15 protein-coding genes are annotated in these 14,290 nt (G+C 72.1%); 6 read left to right on the forward strand and 9 right to left on the reverse strand.

The genetic code is table 11. From position 1 onward, the window contains the following. The first annotated feature begins 176 nt into the window (after nt 1-176). Nucleotides 177-746: a hypothetical protein gene (locus tag OG302_RS28105; protein ID WP_371529311.1), complete on the forward strand. Its 570-nt coding sequence runs from the start codon at nt 177-179 to the stop codon at nt 744-746. A 170-nt stretch (nt 747-916) separates the two neighbouring features. Here the strand turns inward: OG302_RS28105 and OG302_RS28110 are convergent, their stop codons facing one another. The 6 genes from OG302_RS28110 to OG302_RS28135 form a co-directional block, all read right to left on the reverse strand. Beyond that, complete coding sequence (locus OG302_RS28110) at nt 917-1,855, reverse strand: oxidoreductase (RefSeq protein WP_371529312.1); 939 nt, start codon at nt 1,853-1,855, stop codon at nt 917-919. Nucleotides 1,856-1,935: 80 nt separating this feature from the next. Further along, nucleotides 1,936-2,721: an SDR family NAD(P)-dependent oxidoreductase gene (locus OG302_RS28115; protein ID WP_371529313.1), complete on the reverse strand. Its 786-nt coding sequence runs from the start codon at nt 2,719-2,721 to the stop codon at nt 1,936-1,938. Nucleotides 2,722-2,822: 101 nt separating this feature from the next. Further along, nucleotides 2,823-3,407, reverse strand: a complete 585-nt coding sequence (locus tag OG302_RS28120; protein ID WP_371529314.1) for a TetR/AcrR family transcriptional regulator — start codon at nt 3,405-3,407, stop codon at nt 2,823-2,825. A 49-nt stretch (nt 3,408-3,456) separates the two neighbouring features. Continuing rightward, nucleotides 3,457-3,780 (reverse strand): nitrite reductase small subunit NirD, encoded by a 324-nt coding sequence (nirD, locus tag OG302_RS28125; protein WP_371529315.1) that lies wholly within the window; start codon nt 3,778-3,780, stop codon nt 3,457-3,459. Then, nucleotides 3,780-6,386 (reverse strand): nitrite reductase large subunit NirB, encoded by a 2,607-nt coding sequence (nirB, locus tag OG302_RS28130; RefSeq protein WP_371529316.1) that lies wholly within the window; start codon nt 6,384-6,386, stop codon nt 3,780-3,782. Before nirB ends, nirD begins: the two co-directional genes overlap by 1 nt. 1 nt (nt 6,387) lies before the next feature. Beyond that, nucleotides 6,388-7,644 carry an NAD(P)/FAD-dependent oxidoreductase gene (locus tag OG302_RS28135; RefSeq protein WP_371529317.1) on the reverse strand — a complete coding sequence of 419 codons (1,257 nt, stop codon included), beginning with the start codon at nt 7,642-7,644 and terminating at the stop codon, nt 6,388-6,390. A 334-nt stretch (nt 7,645-7,978) separates the two neighbouring features. Here OG302_RS28135 and OG302_RS28140 point away from each other — a divergent pair, with 334 nt between their 5' ends. The 4 genes from OG302_RS28140 to OG302_RS28155 all read left to right on the forward strand — a co-directional run bounded on the left by OG302_RS28140 (nt 7,979) and on the right by OG302_RS28155 (nt 10,943). After that, on the forward strand, nt 7,979-8,323 hold the full coding sequence (locus OG302_RS28140) for a hypothetical protein (protein ID WP_371529318.1): 345 nt from the start codon (nt 7,979-7,981) through the stop codon (nt 8,321-8,323). A gap of 84 nt (nt 8,324-8,407) precedes the next feature. Next, the gene (locus OG302_RS28145) at nt 8,408-9,850 is read left to right on the forward strand and encodes a ferric reductase-like transmembrane domain-containing protein (RefSeq protein WP_371529319.1); all 1,443 of its coding nucleotides are present in this window, start codon (nt 8,408-8,410) and stop codon (nt 9,848-9,850) included. 11 nt (nt 9,851-9,861) lie between these two features. Then, entirely contained in the window at nt 9,862-10,053 is a 192-nt protein-coding gene (locus OG302_RS28150) for a hypothetical protein (protein ID WP_371529320.1), read from the forward strand. Between the two features lie 107 nt (nt 10,054-10,160). Beyond that, nucleotides 10,161-10,943, forward strand: a complete 783-nt coding sequence (locus OG302_RS28155) for a sulfite exporter TauE/SafE family protein (RefSeq protein ID WP_371529321.1) — start codon at nt 10,161-10,163, stop codon at nt 10,941-10,943. Between the two features lie 38 nt (nt 10,944-10,981). On the opposite strand, the gene OG302_RS28160 is transcribed toward OG302_RS28155, so the two are convergent. The 3 genes from OG302_RS28160 to OG302_RS28170 all read right to left on the reverse strand — a co-directional run bounded on the left by OG302_RS28160 (nt 10,982) and on the right by OG302_RS28170 (nt 13,488). Further along, nucleotides 10,982-11,686 carry a class F sortase gene (locus OG302_RS28160; protein ID WP_371529322.1) on the reverse strand — a complete coding sequence of 235 codons (705 nt, stop codon included), beginning with the start codon at nt 11,684-11,686 and terminating at the stop codon, nt 10,982-10,984. A 126-nt stretch (nt 11,687-11,812) separates the two neighbouring features. Continuing rightward, the gene (locus OG302_RS28165; RefSeq protein ID WP_371529323.1) at nt 11,813-12,364 is read right to left on the reverse strand and encodes a hypothetical protein; all 552 of its coding nucleotides are present in this window, start codon (nt 12,362-12,364) and stop codon (nt 11,813-11,815) included. 338 nt (nt 12,365-12,702) lie between these two features. Continuing rightward, nucleotides 12,703-13,488, reverse strand: a complete 786-nt coding sequence (locus OG302_RS28170; protein WP_371529325.1) for an aminotransferase class IV family protein — start codon at nt 13,486-13,488, stop codon at nt 12,703-12,705. A 144-nt stretch (nt 13,489-13,632) separates the two neighbouring features. On the opposite strand from OG302_RS28170, the gene OG302_RS28175 reads away from it, so the two are divergent. Next, on the forward strand, nt 13,633-14,289 hold the full coding sequence (locus OG302_RS28175; protein ID WP_371529326.1) for an NADPH-dependent FMN reductase: 657 nt from the start codon (nt 13,633-13,635) through the stop codon (nt 14,287-14,289). Nucleotide 14,290 lies beyond the last annotated feature (1 nt).

Raw genomic sequence — 14,290 nt, forward strand, 5'->3', positions numbered from 1 at the left:
CCGGACGGACCGCGCGCCCTATTGGCGGCTCCTTGGCGCGTACGGCGTGGATCTTCACGCCCCTTTGACGGGGGCGCCAACCGAGGCGTCAGCGGTTCGTCAAGGGGGGCGGGGGAGGAGTATGCGGGCCGTCAACGCCGGTGACTCCGCGCGCAGTCCGTCCTACGGTGCCGCACATGCGACATGAGATGTACGGGGACCGGGGCGGGGACGGGGATGTGCGCGCCGGGGGTGTACGGGACGGGGACGGTGTCGTGGCCGACCGGCGCTGGGCGGCCGATGTGCGGGCCGCCGTCTTCTGCGCCCTCGCGCTCTTCGTGCTCATCGTCCTCGTCGACTGGGCGAACGGCACGCTGAGTGCGCTGCGTGGCGTGCTGTGGGCGGGGCTCTCGGCGCTGCTCTATCTGATCCTGCACCCGGCGCGGGTGACCGCGGGGCCGGGGTGGCTCGCCGTGCGGGGTCTGCTGCGGCACCGGCATGTCTGTACGGGGCTGTTGACCGCCGTACGGCACAGCGAGGGGGTCGCCGCGCGGCTCGTGCTGTGCGACTCGCTCGGGAACCGGGTGGAGGTGGATCCCCAGGTGCTCGCGGAGAATCCACTGCTGCTGCATCGGCTGGACGCGGGGGCGCGGGATGCGCGGGCGTGCGGACTGCTGCGGACCGGGGCGGAGGTTCTCGGGCGGCTGGTGGCCCGGCTCGACGGGGATGGGGCGAAGGGGGTTTTTGAGGTGTCGGGGCTGCGGTGAGGGGCGGCGCCACCGGGGCGTGCGTTTACCTTCCGGTGCGCGATCTGGTCGTGGGCGTCCGGTGCGTAATCCGGCCAAGGGTCATGCTTTTGGCGTTCTCCGGAGCCGGTGTGCAGTTCGCCTTTTCCGGCAGGGATTTCCCGTCTCTTCCGGCAGGGATTTCCGGTCGCTCACCCCTTCAGTGACGGATACCGCACCCCCGTCAACCCCTCCGAAGCCACCCACAGCCGCTCCGCCGCCGTGTCGTTCAGGGTCCACTTGGCCCGCCAGGATCGTCCCGGCGCCCCCTGCCACCCCAGCACCCGAGGCCCGGTGAACGAGTCGGGGCGGACGCCCGGCGCCGTGGCCGCGTACAGCGTCGGCAGTGCGCCGGACGTCGCGGGCTGGGCCAGGACGCGGTTGCCGAGACCCATCACGCGCTCGGCGATCTTGCGCCCCTCCATCTTGGGTCCGGCGGCCTGGAGGTTCGTCTCCGCGTAGCCGGGATGCGCCGCGGCGGCCACGACGTCCGAGCCGGCCGCCGCGAGGTGCCGCGCCAGCTCGTGGACGAAGAGGAGGTTCGCCGTCTTGGAGCGGCCGTAGGCGATCCAACGCCGGTAGTTCCGCTCGCTGTTGAGGTCGCCCATGTCGATGTTGCCCAGGGCGTGGAAGGCGCTGGAGACCGTGACGATCCTGGCCCCCGGCGTCCTGAGGAGCCGGGGCAGCAGCAGCCCGGTGAGCGCGAAGTGGCCCAGGTGGTTGACGCCGAACTGCGTCTCGAAGCCGTCCGCCGTCTGCCGGTAGGGCAGCGCCATCACGCCCGCGTTGTTGACGAGGAGATCGAGGCCGCCGCCCTCGTCGTCACGGTCGTACGCCTCCGCGAACAGCCGCACCGACCCCAGATCCGCCAGGTCGAGCCGCCTGAACTCCGCCTCCGCCGAAGGTACTTCGGAACGCAACTGCTCCAGCGCCCGCGTCCCCCGCTCCTCGCTGCGGCAGGCGAGGACCACGCGCGCGCCACGGCGGGCGAGTTCGCGTGCGGTGACATAGCCGATGCCGCTGTTGGCGCCGGTGACCACGGCGCTGCGGCCGCTCTGGTCGGGGATGTCGCTCGCGTTCCAGCCCGTCATGACACAGCTCCTTCTGCTCCCTCTGCCTGGGCACGCCTGTTCCTACTCAAGAGTAGGCAGTGCGAGCCCAGGGCGGGGCGTCAGGCTGCGGCACCCCCGTCGATCACCAGATCCGCACCGACCACCGACGCCGATTCGTCCGAGGCGAGGTAGAGCACGGCCGCCGCGACCTCTTCGGTCGACGAGACGCGGCCGAGCGGCGTCGCGCTCCTCATCCGCTCGGCGCGCTCGGCCTCGCTCTCGCCCGGGCGCAGGGACATGGTGGTGTCCGAGGATCCGGGGCTCACCGCGTTGATCCGTATGCCGTCCCCGATGTACTCGATCGCGGCGCCCTTGGTCAGTGCGGATACGGCTGCCTTGGTGGCGCCGTATCCGATGGTGCCCGGAAGGCTGGTGTGGGCGCCCAGGTTGGAGGAGATGTTGACGATCGCCCCGCCGTTCGGCTGCGTGCGCATCTGCTTCACCTCGGCCTGGAGGGCGAGCAGGACGCCGGTGACGTTGATGTCGAGCATCGTCCGCCAGTCCTCCTCGGGCAGCTCGGCGACGAGCTGCCCGGCGCGCAGGACGCCCGCGTTGTTGACGGCCACGTCCAGGGAGCCGAACCGCTCGACGGTGGCGTCGACGAGCGCCGCGAGGTCTTCGGAGCGCGAGACGTCGGCGGTGACGGCGAGCGCTGTGCCGCCCGCCTCCTCGATGAGCCCCACGGTCTCCTTGAGCGGGACCTCGGTACGTCCGGCGACGACGACGTTCGCGCCCTCGGCGGCGAAGGCGAGCGCCATGGCACGGCCGAGGCCGGAGCCGCCGCCGGTGACGAGGGCCGTGCGGCCGGCGAAACGGGTACGCGCCGCTGAAGTCGCTGCAGTCATGGCAGAATCCTTTTCTTGAACGATCGGTTCAGTATGAGGGCATGAAAAAAGAAGGCCAGCGGAGGGGCTGAGCGGAAAGGCCGGTCGGGCAGGCTCAGTGCTCAGTCGAGCAGGCTCAGCGCCTGTTCCGTGGCGTCCCGCACCCGTGCCGGGTCCTTCGACGCCTTGCCGATCACGCGCAGCCCCTGCATCAGGGTCAGCAGCATGCGCGCGAGGGCGAGCGGGTCGCGGTCCTCCGGGAGCTCGCCCTGCGCCTGCGCGCGGACGAGCGCCGAGTGCAGCAGCGTCTCCATGTACTCCCAGTTGCGCTCGACGCAACGGGTGGCGGCCTCGTCGTGCGGGCCCAGTTCGGCTGCCGTGTTGGTGATGAAGCAGCCGTTCAGACGCCCCTCGTCGGAGGCCGCCTCGCCGCCGAAGCGGCGCACCACCGAGCGGACGGCGGGCAGCGCGGGCCCCGGCTGCGAGAGCTCGCCGAGCAGGCGGGGGTTCTGGAGTGCGGCGTACCGGTCCAGTGCCTTCAGGTACAGCTCGTGCTTGTTGCCGAACGTCGCGTAGATGCTGGCGCGTCCGATGCCCAGCTCCTCGACGAGGTCCGCCATCGACGTCGCCTCGTAGCCGCGCCGCCAGAACAGCTCTAGGGCCGACTGGAGCGCGGCGTCCGGATCGAATTCCTTGGTCCTGGCCACGAGGAGAGAGTAAGCAATACTGGAACGGTCGGTCAAGTAATGTTTCTGGTCAGGCGAGCCGGACCCTGTGCGTCTCCACCGTCACCGAGTCGTCGTCCAGGCACCGGCCCGTCTCCAGGTCGAACCGCTGCTTCAGGAGCGGTGAGGCGACGAACGGCCGGCCCGCCGCCGCGCCGAGCAGCCCGCGCGAGAGCACCGCCGCGCCCGTGAAAGGGTCGCGGTTGTCGATCGCGTACGCGCGGCCCGCGCGGTCGATGAAGAGTGCGGCCTGGCGGCCGTCGGGGAGCAGTGCGGCGATGCCGCGGCCCGGCGTCAGGTGCGCGCGGTCGCAGACCTCGAACCAGTTGTCTTCCAGGCGGAGTTGAATGCTCATCAGGATGCAGCACCTTCCAGGTCGCGAGGGCGGGAGCCGATGGAGAGCAGCGGCAGGTCCGGCTTGATCTGGTCCCGTTCCGGGACGAAGCTCACGGTCGGGTCCGGGACGTCCGGCGCGTTCACGAAGGACACGAACCGCGCCAGGCGCTCGGGGTCGTTGATGGTCTCGGACCACTCGTCGCGGTAGTGCGCGACATGGTCGGCCATCAGGGCCTCCAGCTCGTCGCAGAGCCCGAGCGAGTCATGGACGACCACGTCCCGTACGTGGTCGAGGCCGCCCTCGATCCGCTCCAGCCACGTCGAGGTGCGCTCGAGGCGGTCCGCCGTACGGATGTAGAACATCAGGAACCGGTCGATGAGGCGCACCAGTTCGGCGTCGGACAGGTCCTGCGCGAGCAGATCCGCGTGGCGCGGGGTGGCGCCGCCGTTGCCGCCCACGTAGAGGTTCCAGCCGCTCGACGTGGCGATGACGCCGAAGTCCTTGGACTGGGCCTCCGCGCACTCGCGGGCGCAGCCCGACACGGCCGACTTCAGCTTGTGCGGGGAGCGCAGGCCCCGGTAGCGCAGCTCCAGGTCGATCGCCATCCGGACCGAGTCCTGGACGCCGTAGCGGCACCAGGTCTGCCCGACGCACGACTTCACCGTCCGCAGCGACTTCCCGTACGCGTGACCAGACTCGAACCCCGCGTCCACCAACCGCGTCCAGATCAGCGGCAGTTGTTCGACGCGCGCGCCGAACATGTCGATGCGCTGGCCGCCGGTGATCTTGGTGTAGAGGCCGAAGTCCCTTGCCACCTCGCCGATCACGATCAGCTTGTCCGGGGTGATCTCGCCGCCGGGGATGCGCGGCACGACCGAATAGGAGCCGTTCTTCTGGAGGTTGGCGAGGAAGTGGTCGTTCGTGTCCTGGAGTGAGGCCTGCTCGCCTTCGAGCACGTAGCCGTCGGCGCCGATCGTCGGGGCCAGCGAGGCGATGATCGAACCGACCGTCGGCTTGCAGGTCTCGCAGCCCTCCGTGCCACGGGCGGACTCGCGGCCGTGGGAGTCCAGGAGCCGCCGGTAGGAGGTGATCCCCAGGGTGTGGACGATCTCGTACAGCTCCTGGCGGGTCTGGGCGAAGCAGCCGCACAGGCCCTTGTCGACCTCGACGCCCGACGCCTCCAGCTCGTCGTTGACCAGCTGGCCGAGCACCTTCACGCAGCTGCCGCAGCCCGTACCGGCCTTGGTGCACTTCTTGACCTCGGGCACGGTGGTGCAGCTGTGCTCGGTGACGGCGCCGCGGATCGAGCCCTTGGTGACGTTGTGGCAGGAGCAGATGACCGCGGAGTCCGGCAGCGAGGACGGGCCGAGCGCCACCGGGCCGCCCGCGCCCGCGGGGAGCACCAGCTGCTCGGGCGAGACCGGCGGGACGCTGCCGGTCATCGGCCGCAGCACGCCGTACGCCTCCGCGTCGCCGACCAGGACGCCGCCGAGCAGCTCGCCGCCCGAGCCGATGACCAGCTTCTTGTACGTGCCCGAGCGCGAGTCCGAGTAGACGACGTCCAGGCAGTCCGGGGTCGCGCCGTGCGCGTCGCCGAAGGAGGCGACATCCACACCGAGGAGCTTCAGCTTCGTCGACAGGTCGGCGCCGGTGAAGCTCGACTCCTCCGTGGCGATCGCGGCGGCGACGGTCTCGGCCATCTCGTAGCCGGGCGCGACGAGTCCGTAGACCCGGCCGTCCGACGCCTGGGCGCACTCGCCGATCGCGTACACGGCGGGGTCGCTGGTGCGGCACTGCTCGTCGACGATGATGCCGCCGCGCTCGCCCACGGAAAGCCCGCTGTCGCGGGCGAGTTGGTCGCGGGGCCGGACACCGGCGGAGAACACGACCAGATCGGTGGTGAGTTCACTGCCGTCCGACAGCTTCATTCCGCTGACGGCACCTTCCGTGCTGACGATCTCCTGGGTGCCGACGCCGGTGTGCACGGTCAGGCCCATGCCGGTGATGGTGCGCAGGAGGGCCGCGCCGCCGCCCTCGTCGACCTGTACGGGCATCAGTCGCGGAGCGAACTCCACGACGTGCGTGTCGAGTCCGAGGCCGCGCAGCGCGCCCGCCGCCTCAAGTCCGAGCAGTCCGCCGCCGACGACGGCGCCGGTCGTGGCGTACGTCTTGGCGTACTCCTCGATGGCGAGCAGGTCCTCGATGGTGCGGTAGACGAAACACCCGGTGGTGTCCTTGCCCGGCACCGGTGGCACGAAGGGGAAGGAGCCGGTCGCGAGGACGAGGGTGTCGTACGCGAAGGTCTGCCCCGAACGCGCGGTGACGGTCCTCGCGTCACGGTCGAGGGTCTCGGCCGGGTCGCCGACGTACAGCTCGATGCCGTGCTTCTCGATGAACTCCGGGTCCGTGAGGGAGAGTTCGTCGGGCGTGCGGCCCGCGAAGTACGAGGTGAGCTGTACGCGGTCGTAGGCGGGCCGCGGCTCCTCGCACAGGACGACCACGCGGTGCGTGTCGGTGAGTCCGCGGGCGGCGAGGGCCTCCAGGAAGCGCTGGCCGACCATGCCGTGCCCGACCAGCACGATGGTGTGGTCGCGCGCGCCGTGGCGGGGGGTGTCCGTGGGCATCTCAGAGGCCTCCGTCGTTGGTGAGCAGGTGGAGCAGGGGGCTGCCGTCGTCGGGCAGCAGGTCGTCGGCCTCCCAGGCGCGGGCGAGCGCGCCGACGGCGGTGAGCTCGCCGAGCAGTACGCCGCCGACGAGCCGGTCGCCGCGCACGACGACCTTGCGGTACGTGCCACGGGTGGCGTCCGCGAGCTGGACGACGTCGTCGTCGGGCCGGTGCTCGGGGTCGCCGAAGGCCGCCAGGTCCAGGGGAGCGGATCCGGGGTGTCCGTTGTGCAGGGTGAGGCGGGTGAGGGCGCGGGTGCCGGAGTAGGGGCGTGCGTCCCGCGGGGAGATCAGGGCGTCCGCGAGGGCGTCGGCCTGTTCGAGCGCGGGCGCCGCCAGGCAGCGGGCCTCGCCGGAGTGCTCGGCGCAGTCGCCGATGGCGCGGATGTACGGGTCGGAGGTGCGCAGCTCGTCGTCGACGACGATGCCGCGGCGCACGTCGAGGCCCGCGGCCTGGGCGAGTCCCGTGCGGGGGCGGACGCCGCAGGCCAGGACGGTGAGGTCGGTGCCGAGTACGTAGCCGTCGGCGAGCTCCACCGACCGCACGGCCCCGTCGGCCTGCCGCACCCCGCGCACGCGGCACTCGGTGTGCACCTCCACCCCGAGCTCGGTGAGATGCCGGTGGACCAGCGCGCTCGCGGCCGGGTCGAGCTGCCGCTCCATGAGCCGGTCGCCCTGCTGGGTGAGGACGACCTGGGCGCCACGGACGGCGAGCGCGCGGGCCGCCGATACGCCGAGGAGGCCGCCGCCGATGACGACGACGCGGGTGCCAGGACCCACTGCCTCGGACAGGGCGAGGCAGTCGTCCATGGTCCGGAACGGGTGCACGCCGCGCGGAAGCTCGGCGGCACCTGGCTCGAAGAGTCCGCGCAGGGGCGGGAGCACCGGGTTCGAGCCGGTCGCGAGGACGAGGGTGCCGTACGGGACGACGCTGCCGTCCGCGCAGTGCACGAGCCGGTCCGCGGGGTCCACGCGGACGGCGCGGGTGCGGAGGAAGTCGCCGGTGGCGGGCGGGAGTCCGATGACCTCGGGGCCGAGTCGTCCGGAGAGGACGTCGGCGAGGAGCACGCGGTTGTACGGGGCGTGGGGCTCCTCCCCGATGAGGGTGAGGGCGGTGTCGCCGGACGCCCCGAGCCGCTGGGCCAGGCGGACACCGGCCAGTCCGCTGCCGATGACCACCACGGGGGCGGTGCTGGGGCTCGGGGTGGAAGAGGTCATGTACGGCAGAGTGCGGGGGCGGTGTTACCCGGCGGCATCTTGACTGTTTCCCAGGAGGAACGCTGCCCTCAGCGGGCGCCGGGGCGGGGTGTGAGGGGGCCGGGGGCGGCCCCTGGGTGCCGCTTGCCCCCCCCCGCAGCCATCTGCCGGCGACGGGGCCTCTCCCGCGGGTTGCCCCGCAGCCACCCGGTGCTGACCGGGCCTCTCCCGCCCCTTGCCCCGCAGCTACCTCTGCCCGAGCAGGCCTTCCCGCCCACCGCCCGATCACCCCGCAGCGCCACCTGCCCGAACAGGCCTTTCCCGCCCACCCGCCCGTTTGCCCCGCATCCGACCGTTGCCGAACAGGCCTTTCCCGCCCAGCCGCCCGTTTGCCGCGCATCCGACCGTTGCTGAACTGGCCTTCCCGCCCAGCCGCCCGTTTGCCGCGCATCCGACCGTTGCTGAACTGGCCTTCCCGCCCACTCGCCCGTTTGCCGCGCATCCGACCGTTGCTGAACTGGCCTTCCCGCCCAGCCGCCCGTTTGCCGCGCATCTGACCGTTGCTGAACTGGCCTTCCCGCCCAGCCGCCCGTTTGCCGCGCATCTGACCGTTGCTGAACTGGCCTTTCCCGCCCAGCCGCCCGTTTGCCCCGCAGCGTCATCGATCAGCCAAATGCCGCCCGGACTTAACCCCCGTTGAGCCGATCCTCAAGTCCGCCTTAAGGATCAGCGGTAACTCGCTGACCAGCCACTTCCACCGGCGCCCCGCGCCTAGTCTGCGGCGGTGACCACCGAGGCAGCCGAATCCCGACTCGACGCGTACCCCGCACTGTCCGCATACCTGCGGCAGACGGAGGGGCCGCTGATTCCGCCGATGCCGCAGACGTCCCCGCGCCCCCGGGCCGGCACCCCCGTCCCCCCGATCCGCATCACCCCCACCGCCCTGCGCAACGGCATCCTCGCCGTAGGCATCGCCGTCACCGCGCTCTGGGCCGTGCAGGCCGAACCCTCGGCCCGGCTGGACGTGCTCTTCGCGACCGGCGCCCATCTCAGCGGGCTGCTCGCCGGGTACGGCGTCCTCGTCATGCTCTTCCTGATGGCCCGCTTGCCCGCGGTGGAGCACGGCGTCGGCGCCGACCGGCTCGCCCGGCTGCACGCGCTCGGCGGCCGCTACGTGCTCACTCTCTGCCTCGGCCACGCCCTGCTCGCCCTGTGCGGCTACGCCGCCCACGCCGGCACCGACCTCCTCAGCGCCACCCTCGACCTGCTCGGCTACCCGGGCCTCGCCCTGGCCGCCGTCGGCACGTCCCTGCTGATGGCCGTCGGCGTCACATCGGCGCGCGCGATGCGGCGCCGCGTCCCGCACGAGACGTGGCGGGCCGTTCACCTGCTGACGTACCTCGGCGCCGCGCTCGCGTTCGTGCACCAGCTCGCGGGGCCCGACGTGGCGGGCAGCATCCTGACGGTGTGGGTGTGGTCGATGCTGCACGCCACGGTGGCGGTGCTGCTCGCCTGGTACCGCGTCGTCGTACCCGTGCGGCAGGCGCTGAAGCACAGCCTGCGTGTCATCGGCGTACGCGACGAAGGACCCGGTGTCGTGTCGGTCGTGATGCAGGGCATCGGGCTCGACGAGCTGCGCGCCGAACCCGGACAGTTCTTCCGCTGGCGCTTCCTGCGGCGCAGGCTCTGGCGCACCGCGCTGCCCTTCTCGCTCTCCGCGCCCGTGCGCGACGACACCCTCCGGATCACCGTGAAGGCCATCGGCGACCACACGCGGCGGATGCGGCGCCTGAAGCCGGGGACGCGGGTGCTCGCCACCGGGCCCTTCGGGGCGCTGACCGCTCACCGGCGTACGAGGCGGAAGGTGCTGCTGCTCGCGGGCGGCGTGGGCATCACCCCGATGCGGGCGCTGTTCGAGACGCTGCCGGGCGGGCCCGGGGACATCACGCTCCTCTACCGGGCGGGCAGCGCGGAGCAGCTCGTGCTGCGGGAGGAGCTGGAGGAGATCGCCCGGAGCCGGGGAGCGGGGCTGCACTATCTGCTCGGACGGTCCGACGCCTCCTTCGACCCGCTCGCCCCGCAGGCCCTGCGCAACCTCGTCCCCGACCTCGCCGAGCACGACGTGTACCTGTGCGGGCCGCCCGGGATGGCCGCTTCGGCCACCACCGCGCTCGTACGGGCCGGGGTGCCCCAGGAGCGCATCCACGCCGAGTGCTTCACCTTCTGAGAGGGGCTGACATGGGACGTCACCGCAGACCCGTGGGCCCGGTCCTCGGCCCGACCCTGCAGGCGCGCCGCAAGCTGGCGACGGGCCTCGCCGGTGCGAGCGCGCTGGTCGCCACCGTCCTCGCCCTCACGGTCGACCCCGCGGCACCGCCCGCGCCCGACCGCGCCCCGGCCGGGGTCCCGGCACCTCAGGCGGCGCCGTAGGGGCGACGGAGACCTCCGCCGGAAACCGGAAACCGGAACCTCTGAAGACCCTCAACTCTCCCCGAATTCGTGGACGGCGTGATCGCCCGCTCCATAAGGTCACGATCATGCCCGACATATCTCTGACCACCGTCGTCGTCCTCTGCGTGGCCGCCCTCGCGGCCGGCTGGATCGACGCCGTGGTCGGCGGGGGCGGCCTCCTGCTGCTGCCCGCGCTGCTGCTCGGGTTGCCGGGTTCGACCCCGGCGGCTCATGCCCTGGGGACGAACAAGGCCGTCGCCATCGTCGGGACGACCGGCGCCGCGGTGACGTACGTCAGGAAGACACCCGTCGACGTGCCCACCGCCGTACGGATCGGGCTCGCCGCGCTCGCCGGGTCCATGGGCGGCGCCTTCTTCGCCGCCGGGATGAGCACCGAGGTGCTCAAGCCCGTGATCATGGTGGTGCTGCTCGGCGTCGGTGCCTTCGTCATCTTCAGGCCCGCGTTCGGCACCGCGCCCTCCGCCCGGCCGGCGTCGCCGAAGCGCATCCTCGCCGCCATCGGCCTCGCGGGCCTCGGCATCGGGTTCTACGACGGGCTCATCGGGCCCGGCACCGGCACCTTCCTGGTGCTCGCGCTGACCGCCGTGCTCCATCTCGACCTGGTGTCCGCCTCCGCCACCGCCAAGATCGTCAACTGCTGCACCAACGCGGGCGCCCTCGCGATGTTCGCCTGGCAGGGCGCGGTCCTGTGGCAACTGGCCGCACTGATGGCCGTCTTCAACCTCGCGGGCGGCATGCTCGGCGCGCACACCGCACTGAAGAAGGGCAGCGGCTTCGTCCGGATCGTGCTGCTCACCACCGTGTTCGGGCTCGTGGCGAAGATGGCGTACGAGCAGTGGATCGCCTAGGTCAGCGCCTCGCCCAGGACAGCGCCTCGGCGGAGGCGTCAGCGCACGCTCGTCAGGTGGGCGAACACCACGACGTTGCCCTGATAGCCCGTCTTGCGTGAATAGGTGCCGCCGCAGGTGATCACCCGCAGCTCCGGCCGGTCCGCGGCCCCGTACACCTTGTCGTCCGGGAAGTTCTTCGCGTCGTAGACCTCGTTCGCGTCGACCGTGAACACCGCGACGCTGCCGTCCCTGCGCTCGACCTCGATGGTGCGGCCCCTGGTCAGGCGCCCCAGGTCGTAGAAGACGGAAGGCCCTTCGGCATTGTCGACGTGCCCCGCCACGATGGCCGTGCCGCTCTCGCCGGGCGTCGTCCCCGACTCGTACCAGCCCGCCAGGTTCGTCTTCTTCGGCGGCGGTACGTCGAGGCTGCCCTGCCGCGTGAGGCCGAGCCCCATGAGGGGCGCGTCGACCCGGATCGCGGGGATGCGGATGCGGTCGGGCGGGGACGGCGGGAGCGCGGCGGAGGTCTGCGCGCGGCCGGACGGGGGGTGCGCCGACGCGGCCTGCTCGGCGGCCGGCTGGGGCGGCGGGTGGGACTCGGTGCCGTTGTGCAGCAGCCAGGCCCCCGAGCACAGGGCCAGGACGGTGACCGCGCCTATGACGGAGTTGAGGATCCGTCGGCCGGGCCTCTTTCCGCCCGGCCTCTTCCCGCCCGGCTTCTTCTCCCCGGGGTTCGTCTGCCCGGTGTTCTTCCTGCGCATCACTCGACTCGTCCCCCTCAGGGTTCGGGGAGGCCGGTCCCCGCATCCCTCTCCGGGTCCACGAGGGACAGGCGGACCCGGAGAGGGAGGGGGCTGGCGGTACCGGTGGACAGCGGAGGGTGTCCGTCAGATCCTGTCGCCTCTCGCCCGGCGATGCAGGAGCCAGGTACCGCCCGCGGCGGCGACGGCAAGCGCCGCCACACCCGCCGCGGTCTGCACGGGGTCGGGGCCGAGAGCGCCGCCGACCCCCGTCTTCACATGTCCCTTCGGGGCCACCTGCTGCTGCTCACGGGCGGTGGCGGTGGAGGTGATCGTGACGACCAGGTCGCCCGCCACCTGCTTGCCGTCCGCGCCGGAGCCGGAGCACTTGGCGACGATCTCGTACGTGCCGGGCTGGGCCGACGGGGGCACCTTGAACCGACCGCTCGCGCTCTCCTCCTCCGCGCCCGGCGCGAGCGTGAAGGTACCGGCGCCGACCGCGCTGGCGTCGCCCGAGGCGGTCCCGTCGCTGCCGCAGGCGGCGGTGTTCACGGTGACCGTGGAGCCGGGCATGACGGTGGACGGCTGGATCTCCAGGCCTCCTCCGGCGGCGAGGGTCGCGGCGGCGGCCTGGGGTGCCATGAGACCCGCCGATGCGACGGCGAGCGCGGCGGTGGTCAGCAGGCGGGCTTTGCGCATCGTGCTTGCTCCTCCGAGGGACCATCAGAGGGCACGGCCCGCGGCACCTCCAAGTGCCGCTGCGTCGGTCGAACCCCGCTCTACCGAGGTAAGTGGCACTCGGCGGCGCACGCCTCCTGAAGGCCCGTCAGAATCTCTGCGCTGGAGCGGCTTCTGACACTTCGACGGGAACGTTCCAGCAGGTCACCCGGCGTGTCGCCGAGAAGTGTCCGAAGGGGGCGCGGGGAGCCTGTGAATGGGTGACCCCGGGGCCGAGTGGACGTGTCGCGCCCCCCCGTCACGCCCCCCCGCCGGACGGCCCGCCCCGTGCACCTGAGTCCGCCTCACCTGAGTCCGCCTCAGACGGCGTCCCAGGGGACGTCGGCGTAGAGCCCCGCCAGCGTCGCCATCAGCTTCTCGTCGACGCCGAACTCCGTACCGTCGATCCGCCGCACCGGCGCGATGCCCCGCGCATTGGTGACGAAGGCAGCCGCGTACGAGGAGAGGTCCGCGAGCGTGACCGGGGCCCGGCGGGTGGGAAGACCGGCGGCCGGGAGCCGCGGTGCGAGCAGCTGCATGGTGATGCCGTGCAGGCAGGGCGCGGCGGGCCAGATCACCTCCGAGCCGCCGTAGAAGCCGATGTTCGTGACGGCGCCCTCGCTGATCGTTCCGTCGGGCGCGGTGAGCAGCGCGTCGTCGAAGCCGGCCCGCCGGGCGAGCTCGCCGTGGCGGGCCTGCCCGAAGCCGCCCAGGTGCTTGATGTGCGGGAAGGGCCGCTGGTAGGGGACGGACCGCAGGGCCTGCGCACTCTCGGACACCGTGCCGGGCGCCCGGACGGTGACCGTCACGGACGGCTCGCCCTCGGGTGCGTGGACGTGGACGCGTACGGAGGCGTCGGCGATGTCGTCGCGGAGCACGTGCCGGACGAGCTCGCGGACGTGCTCCCCGTCGAGCTCCCGGCCGAAGAGCTCGCGGGTGGCGGCGTCGAGCCGGTCCAGATGCAGCCCGAGCCCACGCGTGGCACCGCCTCTGACCTGCATGGCGGTGAAGTGCCCCACGCCACCGAGCGCGGCCCACAACAGCCGGTCGGCGGTGGCGGCCTGCCCGTCGATCTCAAGGCGCTGCAGAGGCGAGGGAGTTGTCATGGGGATCACGGTACGTCGCGGGGGGAGAGGCGAGGGAGGGGCGGGCGAGGCCTCCGCGCGCCGACGAGGCCTCCGCGCGCCCCCACCGAACCCGTCGCCGGAGCCGCTTGACCTCAACCAAGGTTGAGCATCGAGGCTTCGGTCATGACCCAGAACACGAATGCCGTTGATCCCACGCCCGCCCCTGTCGCCTCTGCCGCCCCTGTCGCCTCTGCCTCCACCCCCGCGCCCCTTCGCGTCGCCGTCATCATCGGGAGCAATCGCGAAGGACGCTTCGGGCCGATCGTCGCTGATTGGCTGCTGGGCCGGATCCGGGAGCGTACGGACTTCGAGGCGGACGTCGTCGACCTTGCCGAGTCCCGGCTGCCGACCTCGCTCTCCTTCAACCCGTCGCCCGAGACCCTCGCCGAGCTCGGCAAGGTCACCCCGAAGCTGGCCGCCGCCGACGCCTTCGTCGTGCTCACCCCCGAGTACAACCACTCGTACCCCGCGTCCCTCAAGAGCCTCATCGACTGGCACAACGCCGAATGGCAGGCCAAGCCCCTCGCCTTCGTCTCCTACGGAGGGCTCTCCGGCGGTCTGCGTGCCGTCGAGCACCTGCGTCCCGTCTTCGCCGAGCTGCACACCATGACGATTCGCGACACCGTCTCCTTCCACAACGCCGGAGGCCTCTTCGCCGACGACGGCACCCACAAGGACCCGACGGCCGCGAACGCCGCCGCCAAGTCGATGCTCGACCAGCTCCAGTGGTGGGCGTGGGCACTCCGCAGCGCCAAGGAGGTCCGCCCGTACGGGAGTTGAT

The sequence above is a fragment of the Streptomyces sp. NBC_01283 genome, assembly GCF_041435335.1.
Classification (GTDB): domain Bacteria; phylum Actinomycetota; class Actinomycetes; order Streptomycetales; family Streptomycetaceae; genus Streptomyces.